This is a genomic window from Mesorhizobium sp. Arg314 (assembly GCF_053714275.1).
This window is the reverse complement of sequence record NZ_JBSKBP010000041.1, coordinates 28231-43178: the sequence shown is the minus strand read 5'-3', so window position 1 is coordinate 43178 and position 14948 is coordinate 28231. Positions and strand designations below refer to the sequence as shown.

Here is a 14948-nt window from a genome sequence, read left to right as displayed (position 1 = left end):
TGTCCGACCGCGAGAGCACCCATTCCGCTCAGGAAGTCGATATAGCGCCGTCCCTCCACATCCCAGATCTCTGCACCCTGAGCCCGCTCGACATATATTGGGACGGACCAAGAGGCTCCCGTCGAAACAGCAGCGTTCCGGCGCTCGTCCAAAGCAACATTCGACACCATTCAACTAGCTCCTGTTGTGATCCGCATCGAGATACAGGGGGGACAATTTGTCGGCAAAGCCGCCCGGGGTCGCGTGCCTACTACACTTGTCACGGCGTATTCCCTTGCTTCTGCGCCAGCGGCAACAAGGGCGTTTCGCCAGTACAGAAACGCTGCTATCGCGTTGAGGCGTTCTGCAAACCGTACGCAGCCCACGTAAGGACTGCAGCCGAAGAAGGTACGAGCAAACGCTTGAGTTGCAATTTTACGGAATGGGCGACCTGTAGACCGGAACGGCCAAGGCCCATGCGCGCCACGTCGGCGACCAAGTCGATATGACGGTGGCCGTCGGTGCCCCCAGATCTCCGCAGCTCCGGAGCGTTCCGCGCATTTGGGAAACGAACAGCCGATCCTGCGCGGCAGCGCACTCTTAGATTCCGTCTGGCATTCCGCGATTGATCTTGCCGTCATGTCCGATGTACTTTGTTGTAGATGCACGCGCTGCCTTATGTGGGGCCCTCAGCGAACTTGTAGCCGTTCTTCCTGGGTGGGCCCGTACTTTCCAGGTATCCGGAAAACCCAGTAGTGCGCGTCCTCCTCCGCGACGTATCTGCCGTCGTTCAGACACTGTGTTAGCGCGAGTACGCCCTCATCCTGAAGACGCTTCACCTCGTCCTCAAAGCGCGTGGCATCCGCATAGCTCTTGCGGGTGTTTGTGATGATGAACCCCTCCGGGCGCGTGATCCGAGCCAACTCACGCAGCCGATCCGGTTGGACATGGCCGACCGTTAAGACGCCGCAGCAGACCGTGATATCATAGCTCGCCGAGTAGTCGGAAAGCGGTACGTTGAGATCGACATGGCCCCTGACGTGGCGGTAGACGTGAGTGTGCCGGGCCTTTTCGGCCATCTCCTCGGAGAGATCGAACCCGTCGATCACGCGAAACCCGAGGCGTTCCAGTTCCACTCCGACGAGGCCTGTTCCACAGCCGGCATCCATAATTGAGATGGCTGCTCGCTCCCTTGCCAAATAGGCCATTTGCACAACTCCCGCCAGTTCCGCCACGATCATCGGCCCGCAGTACCCGTAGTGGATAGTATCCAGATCGTAGCTATTGGCCCATTCGCGATAGAACTTCGCCAAGCGATCCGCGTCGCCATCGAGGCCAAGGACATCCTTTAGGCGCTTTCGCGCGGCTTGCTCCAGCGCGGTTGGTTCATCGACGATATTCATCCAGTTTCTCCGCACGTAGGCAGATGGTCATCGGTGGCGCCCGCGCTACCCGTTGCCGGTCCCCAGCGACCAACAAAACTCGTGCCAACTGGCCGAGCTGGGTAAAAGGACGTTGTTTGCCAAGGTTTTTGGCCTGAGCAAACTAGAAATTGCCTAGGAGCCAAGGGGCGCGGACGGAACAAAATCGACAGAAAAGCTGACATTGTTTTGGCTGACATGACGTTATGCTTTGAAGCAGAAGCAGAAGAGCAACCAGGCGATCCTGGTTCTGTGCGCCAAGTTCCTGCATGCCATGGATGCCACTCTTTTTTGCCGGGGAGACCTCCATTGACGTGTGATCGAGTGCGCGGTCCCGTGCCAGGCCTGGTCCGCCAATCTCACCTCCCGACCAGCACCCGCCCAGTGGCTCCGGATTGCAACAGATCGTTCAACCAAACTTTACAAACTCTTCAGGTCTGAAAATGGTTCGTGATGTTACGCTCCGCGCAATATCAGTTCTAGCGGCGGCAATATTTGTACCGCTTATGCTGCGCTGGCCGAAGCGGGGACTTACAGCCTTTGGCAAGAAGGGCGTTCATCCGAGTTGAATCGACGAATGCGGCGTTGCCGGAAATGTGGCGTGATGCTGATCAATGAAAATACTGATAATCCGCTCATCATGGCAGCTCCTCCTAATTGTCTTCGGAGACTAGTCGTTTGCGCGCATCCCGACCAAGGGATTCGCAGACATCTGCGCTCCTTTCCCGGTGCCTGGCATCACCGACCGGTAGGACCGTCCAACTCAGGCGCCTAGAACTTAAATAGATGAAGGGAGGCTACTCCATGGCTAGACAGTTTGTGTTCTCCTCTGAATCCGTTGGCGCCGGACACCCAGATAAAATGGCCGACAACATCTCCGATGCCATTCTCGATGCCGTTCTTCGTAAGGATCCCAAGGGGCGCGTGGCCTGTGAAGCGCTGGTGAAAAACTGTGAGACTTTGGTGAAGACAGGGATGGTCGTGCTGGCTGGCGAGATCACCAGTGACGCCCAGATCGATTACAGCCAAGTTGCACGCGATACCATTCTTGACATTGGATATGATGACGACGCCATCGGGTTTGATGGTCGCCGTTGCGCTGTCGTTCTGGCGATCAACGAACAATCATCTGACATCAGCCAAGGTGTCGACCAAGGACGAGGGATTGATCTGGATCAGGGAGCGGGGGATCAGGGTCTCATGTTCGGGTACGCTTGCAACGAGACCGATACACTCATGCCCTTGCCGATCCAACTCGCCCACCACTTGACAAAAAGGCAGGCGGAGGTCCGCAAAGCAGGACAGCTCAGCTGGCTGCGTCCCGACGTGAAGTCGCAAGTCTCCGTCCGTTATGAAGGTTTGCGTCCGGTGGCGCTGGATACCATCGTCCTGTCGACGCAACATGACGAAGAGGTTTCGCAGGAAGCCGTACGGGAAGGCGTTATTGAGGAGATCATAAAGCCGATCTTGCCGACCGACCTGGATACGACAGGGATCAGAATCCTGGTCAATCCGACGGGACGGTTCGTGGTCGGCGGACCGCGTGGCGACTGCGGCCTCACCGGACGCAAGATCATCGTCGATTCCTACGGCGGGATGGGACGCCACGGCGGCGGTGCCTTTTCCGGCAAGGACCCCTCCAAAGTCGACCGTTCGGCAGCCTACGCGGCCCGGTACGTCGCGAAGAATGTCGTGGCGGGCGGACTTGCCGAAGTTTGCGAGGTGCAGATTGCTTACGCAATCGGCGTGGCCGCACCGGTTTCGGTTTTCGTCAACACCTTCGGCACGGCGACGATCGAGGAAGAAAGGATCGAGCGCCTCATTCTTGAGCTGTTCGATCTCAGGCCCAAGGGCATTATCAAGATGCTTGATCTGTTGCGCCCGATATACCGCAAGACGGCGACCTACGGGCACTTCGGCCGTGAAGAGCCCGAGTTCACCTGGGAGAGGACGGACAGAGCCGATCTCTTGAGGCGGGAGGCAGGTCTGGCTGCAGCGTGAGGCCGCTGCCGCATTTGCAAGCGTCAGACCATCGCAAAGAGCGCGCCCGGTCGGCATGGCAAGAAGCCGGCTCGGTTTTTTGGCGGAGACACATTGATGCCGGAATATGACGTGCTTTGCATCGGCAATGCCATTGTCGACATCATCGCGCAATGCGACGAGGCTTTCCTCGAGACCAACGGCATCATCAAGGGCGCGATGAACCTCATCGACGCCAAGCGCGCCGAATTGCTTTACAGCCGCATGGGACCCGCGATCGAGGCTTCCGGCGGCAGCGCCGGCAACACCGCGGCCGGCGTCGCCAGCCTCGGCGGACGGGCCGCCTTCTTCGGCAAGGTGTCGAAGGACGCGCTGGGCGAAATCTACACGCATGACATCAAGGCACAGGGCGTGGCCTTCGATACCGGGCCGCTCGAGGGCGAACCGCCGACGGCGCGCTCGATGATCTTCGTCACGCCCGACGGCGAGCGTTCGATGAACACCTATCTCGGCGCCTGCGTCGAGCTTGGCCCAGAGGATGTCGAGGCCGACAAGGCGGCCGGCGCCAAGGTGACCTATTTCGAGGGTTATCTGTGGGATCCGCCGCGCGCCAAGGAAGCCATCCGCCAGACCGCGAAGCTGGCGCATGCGGCGGGCCGCGAAGTGTCGATGACACTGTCGGATTCCTTCTGCGTCGACCGCTATCGCGACGAGTTCCTCGAGCTGATGCGTTCGGGCACCGTCGACATCGTCTTTGCCAACAGCCACGAGATCAAGTCGCTCTACCAGACCGCTTCCTTCGAGGAAGCGCTCGACGCCATCCGCAAGGATTGCAGAATAGCCGCCGTCACCCGTTCCGAAAAAGGTTCGGTCATCGCGCGCGGCGACGAGACCGTCACCATCCAGGCGACAAGGATCAAGGAGCTGGTCGACACGACAGGCGCCGGCGATCTCTACGCAGCCGGTTTCCTGCATGGCTACACACAGGGCCGCGACCTCAAGGCCTGCGGCGACCTTGGCTCACTGGCAGCCGGATTGGTGATCCAGCAGATCGGGCCTAGGCCCCGGCAGAACTTGCGCAAAGAGGTCGAGCAGGCGGGGTTGTTGTAGGCACATCTTGAAGATTTGGCCCCTGTCGGCCCCATCACCCGCAAGGGACCGAAAGCACGCTACGCGGGCGTCAGCAATGTTGCGTTTTGTCGAGTCCGCGACACTGTGGGTTCGGCCTCATCTTCTGCTGCATTCTCGTTAAACCCCTGAAATAAAAGTCGCAAAATCTTTTCAGCGGCTCGCTTCGTGTTGGCACGAATTTTGATTTTTCTGATCTTGAGAGACGATGAACCCGCTAGGGGGCATTAATGGCCAGGGGAGATATTGGAAACGGGAACGAAGCTAGCAAGCAACGGGTCAGCTCGGCATCAGATAGTGCACGTATTAAAGAGGCGTCGAGTTTACCGGTGGGAAACTGCGCCGAACTGTAGCTGCGATTGACGTGGACTCCTTGGCGCAGCAGCTCGGATCTACCGGCCGGTCTGCCTGGCAGACCCAATCCAAAGCTGATCCACGGTCTCCATCGCGGGCCAGACAAGGAACCCCGTACATGAGGTGTTTGGTACTCTTCGTTTGCAGGCAACACCAATTGCCATGGCCAAGGGCCATGAGGGAAGTGTCTCGTGGCAGCGGTAGAACGACAGCTGGCGCATCGAACCGGCGCTCGAGAGCGAGCGACCGGTGCGCAATGCTGATTTATGAAGGGTCCGCATATGACGCCACTCATCCTGATCTGTTCTGAGGATGCCGAGTTCTACCTAATCTTCAGTCATGTCCTGGAGGTGGACGGCTTCGCAACTGAGCTGGCCGGTGGCGTCGAGGACGCGATCCGGCACGCGGCTGAGCGTGAGCCGCAGGCTGTTGTCCTGGACTGTCAAGTGGCTAGCGCTGCCGGCCCCAGAATCTGCGCCCGGCTGAAAGGTGATCTGCAAACCGAGGCCCTGCCCGTCATCGCCCTGATCGCATCCGGCGCCGAGCACCAACAGCTCGATCTGATTAAGGCCGGCATTGATGAAAGTTTCCTACGGCCGTTTGCGCCGGCTAAATTGCTTGCTTATTTGGGCGGGAAGCTGCGCGCACCGCTGCTCCCCAACGGGGGGCAAAGGGGGTCGCTGAACTGCGGACAACTTAAGATGGAGTTCGGCAGCCATAGGGTACATTGCAATGGCCAGCAACTCCATCTAGGCCCACTCGAATACAACATGCTTCGTCACTTGATGGAAAATCCTGGCAAGGTCTGCAGCCGCGACGAACTTGTCAGCGCGGCCTGGCCCGCCAACATCCATGTCGGTTCGCGCACCGTTGATGTCCATGTCAGCCGACTGAGAAAGGCACTCTCCCCCCACAACGTCATCCGAACTATACGCTCGGCGGGTTATGCTCTCGAAGAGCAGGAAATCTGAATTCACGATCGTCTGCTCGTGTGTGGTGTAACTCGGCGGAGCAAAAGCTGCTCGCGAGCGCGCCCTCGATTGACCGAATGACGATCACTTGCTCCGAGATCGGGGTTTCCTGAATGTGCTCATTGAACGAGCAGCAGAAAGGAAGCTCTCATGCCGGCAGGAAAGAAGTTTATCGGCCTCGACGTTCATCAGGACACCATCGTGATTGCGGTTGCAGACGATGGCCTGGACAGGGAAGTTCGCTATTTCGGCACGATTGCCAATCGACCGGAAGAATTGCATGCGGCACTCAAAAAGATCGCTCAGGATGGCGCGCAGCTTCGTGTCTGCTATGAATCCGGACCATGCGGTTTCATCATCTATAGGTTCCTCGCAAAGATCGGCGTGGACTGCATGGTGATTTCGCCATCTTCGATGCCGCGCCGGCCGGGAGATCGTGTGAAGACCGATCGCCGGGATGCACAGACGCTGGCCCGACTGCTGCGAGCCGGCGAACTGGTTGCCGTGTGGGTGCCGGACGAAGCGCATGAAGCGATTCGCGATGTCGTTCGGGCTCGGCGGCAAGCGAAGGACGACGTCAGCTCAGCAAAGTCCGCCCTGAAGAGCTTCCTCTTGCGCCATGGCCGGCGGTTCTCTGGGAAGGCTATCTGGGGCAAGGCTCATTGGGGCTGGCTTTCGGATCAGAAATTCGACTTCCCGCACCAGCAATTCGTCTTCGAGGAATACAAGCGGCGGATTCATGTTTTGGAGGATCGTTGCGACAGACTGGACGAGGTTTTGAAGGAGGCCGTCTCTGGCTGGGTGCTGGGTCCGCTGGTCCATGCGCTTCAGGCTTTGCGAGGCGTGAAGCTGATAGCGGCCGTCACCCTCGTCGCAGAGATCGGAGATCTCCATCGGTTCGATAGCCCGAAGCAGCTCATGGCCTGGCTCGGCTTGGTGCCGGCTGAGTATTCCAGCGGCAAGAGGATCAAGCGTGGCGAAATCACCCGAAGTGGAAATGCGGCGGCGCGCACGATGCTGATCGAATCGGCGTGGCACTACCGCTTTCCTGCGCGCGAAGGCCGAGCCTTGTTAAATCGCAATGCCGAGATACCAGAGCTTATAAAGGCCATCGCGTGGAAGGCGCAGGTTCGCCTTTGCGGCAAATTCCGAAGGCTTGCGGCCTCTGGAAAGCAGACGGTCAAGGTGGTGACCGCTGTTGCGCGTGAGCTTGCCGGGTTCATCTGGGATATTGCACGGCATACGCCGCTAGTTGCCATTGAGGCACGGGGGTAGCGCGCGCAGGGCGAAGCTGGTCGGGGTGCACAGCCCGGAGCGCGCGGCCTTCAGGCACAACAGGAGTGATGAGAAACGGAACAAACATGGACTTGGCTGGCGTGCTGCACGGTCTGATTGATGTAGGATAATCCTCGATACGGCGCTGGGGCAGACTTGATCGATGCCCGCCACATTGAAGGAGGAAGGTCCGCGACGGAAAAAGGTCGTGCGGTAGCCAATCCGCGTATAGGTGCTTGATCAATCGTCGTCAGGAAACAGCCGCGCAGCACACCAGCCAAGTTCTCATCTTGCAACGGCATCGATTTTGGTGCCAGAGTAACCTTGTGCACACTCAGTCGTGATCGTCATAGGAGCGCTGTAGCGAGCGAGCGGCTTTGCGGTGATCATCGGCGCCTCCAGATCGACGCGTCGGAAGAAGAACCGGGCCCTCAAATCAGTGCCCGTCAGCGCGCGCCGTTTCTGTACGTCCTGACGAAACGGGATGCCCGACGCGGGTGCCTTGCGGCGGGCACTCAGCTCTACTACTCGGTTTATGCCGTCACCCGCCCGGGCGACGGCATAGACTTTTCCTAGGCCGCCTTGGGTGCGTCTCTCAGGCTGCGCGCGGCTTTGACCATATTGACGAGTGCCGGGCGGACTTCCTCCCACCGACGCGTCTTCAAACCACAATCGGGATTGACCCAAATCTGACTGTCGCAAAGGCGCTGGCGCGCCTGCGTAAGCAGGTTCGCCATCTCGTCGACTCCCGGCACCCGCGGCGAATGAATATCATAGATGCCCGGTCCTATCTGATTGGGATATTCAAAACTCCGGAAGGCGTCGAGCAATTCCATCTGCGAGCGCGAGGTTTCGATTGAGATCACGTCGGCATCCAAGGCCGCGATCGCGTCTATGATGTCGTTGAATTCAGAGTAACACATGTGCGTGTGGATCTGAGTCGCATCGTACACGCCCGTCGAGGCCAGTTGGAAGCACTCGACAGCCCATTCGAGATAGGGTTTCCACTCGGATTTGCGCAGCGGCAATCCCTCGCGCAGTGCAGCTTCGTCGATCTGAATGACTCTAGCACCGGCCATTTCGAGATCACCCACTTCGGCACGAAGGGCGAGGGCGATCTGACGGCAGACGACCGAGCGCGCAAGATCGTCGCGCACGAACGACCAGTTAAGAATCGTCACGGGGCCGGTGAGCATGCCTTTAACGGGTTTGTCAGTCAGCGATTGGGCGTATCGCCACCAGCGCACCGTCATCGGGTTGGGACGCGATACGTCGCCAAAGATGATCGGGGGGCGCACATAACGCGATCCATAGCTCTGCACCCAAGCGTGCTGCGTGGAAACGAAGCCGGAAAGCTGCTCACCGAAATATTGCACCATGTCGCTTCGCTCAAACTCGCCGTGCACCAGCACGTCCAGGCCGATCTCTTCCTGCCAACGGATGGCTGCTTCGATCTCCTTCCTCAGGAACGCCTCATAGTCGACATGGCTCAGTTCTCCCTTTGCATGGGCGGCACGCGCGTTGCGAATCTCGGGTGTTTGCGGGAAAGAGCCGATCGTCGTGGTCGGGAAAGGCGGCAGCCAGAGGCGTTCCTCCTGAAACCTGGAACGTTCAGAAAAGCCGCTCTTCCTGCGCATCATGACTTCGTCGATAGACGCGAGGCGTCCTTCGACCAGCGGATCATGGACCTTCGGTGACGTCAAACGCGCGGCTGCTGCTTGGGTGGAAGAGTCCAGCTCTGCTGCAACCGCGTCGCGGCCTTCGCACAGGGCCCGGGCGATCGTGGTCAGTTCGTCCATCTTCTGCGCCGCGAATGCGAGCCATGACTTCATGTCATTGTCGAGCGCGGTTTCCTGTTCGAGGTCGATCGGCACGTGTTGAAGCGAGCACGACGGCGCGATCTCCACTCGCTCCAGTGGCCAGCCGGCGACGACCGGCTTGATCCGGTCAAGCATGGGGCGCAGGTTCGCGCGCCAGACGTTGCGACCATCGATCAGGCCAAGCGACAGCACCAGGTCTTTTGGCGCAAGCCGACCCACCACCTCCAATTGTTCGGGAGCTCGTGCAAGGTCGAGATGCAGGCCCGCCACAGGAAGCGAAAGAGCGGTCTCGAGATTGTCCTCCAACCCGCCGAAATAGGTGGCGAGCATGATCTTTAGCTCCGGCACCGCTTGCGACAGTCGCTCGTAGGCAAAATTGAACGCATCTTGCTCGTTTGGAATGAGGTCGAGCACGAGTGCCGGCTCATCGAGCTGCACCCAGTCGGCGCCCGCCAGTTTCAGTCGACGTAGCAGCAGCTCGTAAACCGGCAGAAGCCGCGGCAGCAGCGCAACAGGGTTGAAGTCGCGGGCGGGCGACTTGGCGAGCTTGAGGAAGGTGACCGGCCCAAGGATGACCGGGCGGGTGTGAATGCCCAACGCCCTGGCATCGAGGAAGTGATCCAACGGCTTTGAGGACGATAGGGCAAAGGCTTGATCGTCGGCGAGCTCCGGGACCATGTAGTGGTAGTTGGTGTCGAACCACTTGGTCATTTCCAGGGCTGTCACGGCCTGATCGGTCTGCCCGCCACCAGCAGCCTCTCCTTGGCTGCCACGAGCCATGGCAAAATAGGTGTCGAGCGAGATTTCTCCCTCCCTCCAGCCATAGCGTGGCGGGATAGCGCCGACCATTATTGCTGTGTCGAGCACATGATCATAGAGCGAAAAGTCGTTGGACGGGATCTTTGTGACGCCGCGGTCGCGTTGTTCAATCCAGTTCGCGACACGCAGCGCCTGCGCCGTTTTGAGAAGGTCGGCAGCGCAACATTTTCCGGACCAATACGCTTCAAGCGCGCGCTTTAGCTCGCGACGGCGCCCAATGCGCGGCACGCCAAGTGTGGCTACAGGAACTTTGTTAGAGAGAGACATACCATACCCCGATGATTGGGACGTGGACGCAAGGCAGACGTTGGCAAGCAGACGAGCCGGTTGCTACGCCCACCGAGACACCCCGCGTGTGGACCTTGTTCGCCGTGGCAGGTCTCCTGGCTCGCGGGTCGACACCTCAGCCCGTCTTCCCGAGGCTATTCACCTCAGTGACTTGAATAGGCTTGGCTCGCCGCTTACAGTTGCGGGGGGCAGCGCCGGCATCTACCGGCTTCCCTCTTAGCTCCGTGCGGCTAACCGCATCAGAGAACCATCGACAACCGGACACTCGCCGAAGAGAAGATTCCAGTCAAGGTGATATAAACAAATCTTTATGTCTTTATACAATTCTTATTATCGCTCGTGCGTGCGGGATAGCTGTAAACGTCGGCTGACTGCGACCATCCTTGCCACCGAGGGGCTCGGGCAAGTTCTTCCGCTTCTGCCCCTGTTGATGGCGACCTGTCGCAGGTCAAGCCTACCCGTGGTGCCAGGGGTTGACTTCGATCATGCTGGCGGCAACATTTCGGATACACTCGAAGCGAGCATAGGCAGAGGCAATTCGCTCTATTTCCCGGGCACTGCGTGACGCCCCCCCGGGAACTGAACAGTCCCCATTCGGCCCGCTTGGCGGTGACATCGAGGCCAGGCTCGACCTCAGCCGAGCAACATAGCGATCTGGAGGCAGACAGGGGATAGTTTTCGGCGAGCACCCGGTCTGCCAGCAATGGGAGAAGCTTGATACCTTCAATGGCATCCGCGCCACACGCCCCAAACGACCATCATCATGGAAGCAATGCGCTATGGAAGCACCTGCGCTTTGGCGTCGGCACCTCGATGACACGTTCGAGTTCCTCAATCAGATCCGCAACAGCTCGAGCCAGCAAGAAATCTGCCAGCACCTGATTTTCCATGCCGAGCGGTTTGGCGCCAGAAACGTGCTGGCAGGACCGATCCCGCCACCGCGAGCGCTGAGGCGCGAGCAGATTTCCCATGTGCTGCTTGACGCCTGGCCACAGCAATGGTCAGAGCGCTATTTTTCGAACGGCTACCTTTATCGCGACCCTACCATCCAACTCGTGAAGCGTGGGGCCACGCCCTTCCGGTGGAGCGAGATCGATCAGGTTGCCAGCGTTTGCTCTTTCGGCCGACGGGTCATGGCGGAGGCATCGGAGTTTAAGCTACGCGACGGATTCACGATACCGTTCGCGACTTTGAACGGACAGGCGGTGGGATTTTCCGTTGCAGGGGAGAAGCTCGAGCCAGATCCTCACGACCGGCTCGCCTTTCAGTTTGTCGCCGCGTGCGCCTTCGGTTGCGCGGTTGTTCTTGCCGAGGGAAAACGAACTTCGAAACCCGTACGTCTGTCGCCTCGACAACAGGATGTCCTGCGCTGGGCTGCCGAAGGCCTCACCGTCGGCGATATTGCGGATCGCCTGAACATCAGCCGCAACACGGCAGATACCCATCTGCGATTGGTGCGCGAGAGGCTCGGCGTGACAAACAACGTGCACGCCGTCACGAAAGCTTTCCGCCTGGGGCTGATCAGCTAGCCTCACACAATTGCGTGATGCCGCATCGGTCCGCGATGAACCATTTGGTTGGCCTCGAAACTGGAGAACAACCGAGATGCTTCTTGCCGTCACGTCGCACAATGCCGACGAATAACAGGCGGACCTGGATCAGGCGTTTCGTCTGCGCCACAACGTGTTTGTCGAGGAAAGGCGCATGCGACACGGGCCGCATCGAGTAGCGGCTCAGATCGTGATAGACCTGCTCACCGCACGTCGGTCCCAGTTCCCGCACGCGCGACTGTCGGCTTGCCGAAAGGAGTCGCAAGACCCAGCGCATGAGCTTCGGCAAGTACAAAGGCCGGAGCCGAACGGGCACCATCCGGGTCAAGCACCGCTTCGGCATCCGCGGCCCAAGGGCTAGTGCATGCAGCCAGGGAACGCCATCAGGGCGGTGCTCGCCATATCGCTGAAGGCGGTTTGGCCTGGCGTGTCGCGGCAAATCAGGAGGGTCGCGGCCGTCGCCGCTACAGCTCGAAGGCGAAGGCCGCCAATCGCGATCCTGGCCTTCATGCATTCCACTTTCATGGCCTTCAGCCCGAGGGCCGGTTCTTTCCACCTCGGCGAAGTCGGCATATTCCTAAAACGTCAGCGGCAGAAGCGGCTCGGCGCGCGGCCAACCGACGTGTCGCCGAGTTCACTGCCGTACCTCTGCGCGAAATTGGCGCTCGCCAGATTGGAAATCGCGCTGCAGAAGCCCTGCATCCTGTCGCCCCCGACCCAATCACCTGCTCAATGTTCACGAGATCGACACACGCCTTGGCAATGCAATTGGCAGACTGCTGATCCACCACATCGCACCCCAGAGATAGAAATCCGGCGTCTCGTCGTGGGGCCCGTTGGTGACCTAGTCGCCTAACGCAGACCCGATGTCGTTGACGCGCAGCAGGCTGGCCCTGGGCTTCCTTTATGAGGACCATGCACGGCTCATCCAAAGCACGGCGTCCAGCCCGACCTCGGCGCCGGCCTTCCGTAGGTACTTGTAGAGGTACGGGTCTGCCCACTGACCGGCTTGAGGAGCGACCGATCGTGGCCGATCAGTTCGGTCGGCACGGGCGTGGCATTGACTTGCCAGAAAGCAACACCGCACCGCAACCGAGATCGCGCGCGGTTGTAGGCTCGATTCCATCCCGGGTGAAGGCCGTATTTGTCGCATATCCGACTAATGTCGGCCAGCGCACAGCGCCCCGACAATCGTATTCGTCGCATTGAGCGGGCTTTCACTTGGCGCGGCATTTGCAAGGCCGATTGGCAACGAGCCTGCATATCGGCTCAGGACAAATCGTCCCAGCTCAACTCGCCAAACCCGCGGTGGTGTCCGGGGCCGAAAGCAGAATCACCGACCTACAATCAAGGAGTAGCCCATTGACCCTTCGCCGAGGACGCGAGTTTTTAGCATGAGCAGCCAGAATGGCAGAAGTCCCAAAGCTCCTCAACCAACTGCTGTCTGTCACAATACGTCCTGGCCACCGGGTGTGCGTTTAATGAAGAAGCGGCTCGGCACGCTTCCGGTTATAGCCATGTTTATCGCGATGGTGTGGCGGACAAGCCCGTATCTGACCATCTCGTCATTGCTGCTGAGGCTAGTCAATGCGCTGCTTCCCGTCAGCACACTCTATGTCAGCAAGCTGATCATCGACAAAGTCGTTGAGCAAAGGCCATCCGGGGCGCCCGCCCTATCCACGTTGATTTATAACGAGCAGTTATATTCGCTTGCACTGTTGATCGCCGCTGGCTTCGGGCTGGCTGTGTTCGCCGATTTAGTCAGCCGCGTCGGCTCTCTCGTTCAAAACGTACTTGCCGAGCGCGTTACCACCGCATCGAGCGTCCGTCTCATGGAACATGCCGCGACCCTGGATCTGAAGGATTTCGAAGACGCCGAATTTCAGGACCAGCTCGAACGCGCTCGCGCGCAAACAAGCAACTCCATGACGCTGCTGTCCCTTTTTGGCCAAGCGGCGGGCATGATAAGAGTGATCAGCTTCGCCACGGGCCTTCTCATCTTCGCTCCATGGGTTATTGTTCTGCTGTTGGTGGCGGTGGTTCCGGCATTACTTGGCGAATTCCATTTCAATGCGAAGAGCTACTTGCTCGATTTCAGCCGCACGCCCGAGCGGCGAGAACATAACTATGTACGCCTGACGGCAACCAGCGTGGAAACGGCCAAAGAGGTCAAGATTTTCGGCTTGAGCCGCTTTCTCATCGATCGCTATGTCCAGCTTGCAGGGAAATTCTACACCGCAAACCGCAAGCTAGGTGTACGGCGTACGATCTGGAGCGGTATATTCACCTCCATCAGCACGATGGCCTATTGGGGCGCTTACGCATACATCGTGTGGGGTACGCTAAAGGGGGACTTCTCCATTGGCGACCTTACGTTCCTCTCCGGTTTGTTCCTGCAACTGAGCGATCAGCTGGAAACACTGCTGTTCGGTTTCGCGAGTACCGCCGGTCAGGCGCAGTACCTCAAGGACCTGTTCTCCTTCTTTGACTTGGAGCCTGAAATCCTGACGCCCGAGAATCCGCTGCCCGTGCCTCGTCCAATCAGAGAAGGCTTCGTCTTCGAAGATGTGGGATTCAGATATCCGGGAGCGGAGCGGTGGGCGGTGCGCGGTCTCAGCTTCACGCTGCGGGCCGGAGAGGTGTTGGCGCTTGTTGGGGAGAACGGCGCTGGCAAGACCACGCTGGTTAAGCTTCTGGCACGCCTCTACGATCCCAACGAGGGCCGGATCCTTCTCGATGGGAAGGATTTGCGCGAGTACGATCTGGATGAACTGCGTAGTTCGATCGGCGTGATTTTCCAGGACTTCGTTCGCTACAATATGACCGCTAGCGACAACATCGCGGTTGGCCGCATCACGGAGCGCGAGGATAGAGGTCGCATAGAAAGCGCTGCCGAACGCAGCCAAGCCGGCCAAGTCATCGGCAGGCTGCCCGGCGGGTATGACCAGATGATCGGTAAGCAGTTTGATAATGGCGTGGAGCTGTCAGGCGGCGAATGGCAGAAGATCGCCATTGCTCGTGCCTATATGCGCGGTGCCCAGCTATTAATCCTGGACGAACCGACAGCCGCACTGGATGCCCGTTCGGAATCCGAGGTGTTCCGGCGGTTTAAGGAACTGAGCAAGGGCAAGACATCGGTTCTAATTTCCCATCGCTTTTCCAGTGTGCGGATGGCCGATCGAATCCTGGTGTTGGCCGACGGGAAAGTTGAGGCGCAGGGTATACATGAGGAACTTTTGGCGCAGTCAGGTCGCTACGCCGAGCTCTTCGAACTCCAGGCCGCTGGCTATCGCTAGGCGCTCATTGGCTAGTAAGGAGTGAACGGCCCTTCCAGATGCCCAGCGTGCCTGCTTCTCCAAACCC

Annotated in this window: 8 protein-coding genes and 1 riboswitch; of the genes, 6 read left to right on the top strand and 2 right to left on the bottom strand. The window is 59.1% G+C overall.

Annotation, left to right across the window (positions count from 1 at the left end):
* Positions 1–668 precede the first annotated feature (668 nt).
* On the bottom strand, positions 669–1382 hold the full coding sequence (locus ACWGS9_RS28480) for a class I SAM-dependent DNA methyltransferase (protein ID WP_454508367.1): 714 nt from the start codon (positions 1380–1382) through the stop codon (positions 669–671).
* Positions 1383–2204: 822 nt separating this feature from the next.
* Here ACWGS9_RS28480 and metK point away from each other — a divergent pair.
* The 4 genes from metK (at position 2205) to ACWGS9_RS28460 (ending at position 7108) form a co-directional block, all read left to right on the top strand.
* On the top strand, positions 2205–3401 hold the full coding sequence (gene metK, locus ACWGS9_RS28475; RefSeq protein ID WP_454508366.1) for a methionine adenosyltransferase: 1197 nt from the start codon (positions 2205–2207) through the stop codon (positions 3399–3401).
* A 96-nt stretch (positions 3402–3497) separates the two neighbouring features.
* Positions 3498–4490 carry an adenosine kinase gene (locus ACWGS9_RS28470; RefSeq protein ID WP_454508365.1) on the top strand — a complete coding sequence of 331 codons (993 nt, stop codon included), beginning with the start codon at positions 3498–3500 and terminating at the stop codon, positions 4488–4490.
* A gap of 653 nt (positions 4491–5143) precedes the next feature.
* A complete protein-coding gene (locus tag ACWGS9_RS28465) occupies positions 5144–5833 on the top strand; it encodes a response regulator transcription factor (protein ID WP_454508364.1) in 690 nt (229 codons plus the stop codon).
* 150 nt (positions 5834–5983) lie between these two features.
* Positions 5984–7108 carry an IS110 family RNA-guided transposase gene (locus ACWGS9_RS28460; protein ID WP_454508363.1) on the top strand — a complete coding sequence of 375 codons (1125 nt, stop codon included), beginning with the start codon at positions 5984–5986 and terminating at the stop codon, positions 7106–7108.
* A gap of 572 nt (positions 7109–7680) precedes the next feature.
* On the opposite strand, the gene metE is transcribed toward ACWGS9_RS28460, so the two are convergent.
* The gene (metE, locus tag ACWGS9_RS28455) at positions 7681–10014 is read right to left on the bottom strand and encodes a 5-methyltetrahydropteroyltriglutamate--homocysteine S-methyltransferase (protein ID WP_454508362.1); all 2334 of its coding nucleotides are present in this window, start codon (positions 10012–10014) and stop codon (positions 7681–7683) included.
* Between the two features lie 89 nt (positions 10015–10103).
* A riboswitch (cobalamin riboswitch) is annotated at positions 10104–10302 on the bottom strand.
* 512 nt (positions 10303–10814) lie between these two features.
* On the opposite strand from metE, the gene ACWGS9_RS28450 reads away from it, so the two are divergent.
* Both ACWGS9_RS28450 and ACWGS9_RS28445 read left to right on the top strand, forming a co-directional pair.
* The gene (locus ACWGS9_RS28450; RefSeq protein ID WP_454508361.1) at positions 10815–11564 is read left to right on the top strand and encodes a helix-turn-helix transcriptional regulator; all 750 of its coding nucleotides are present in this window, start codon (positions 10815–10817) and stop codon (positions 11562–11564) included.
* A gap of 1502 nt (positions 11565–13066) precedes the next feature.
* Positions 13067–14881: an ABC transporter ATP-binding protein gene (locus tag ACWGS9_RS28445; RefSeq protein WP_454508360.1), complete on the top strand. Its 1815-nt coding sequence runs from the start codon at positions 13067–13069 to the stop codon at positions 14879–14881.
* Positions 14882–14948: the final 67 nt, after the last annotated feature.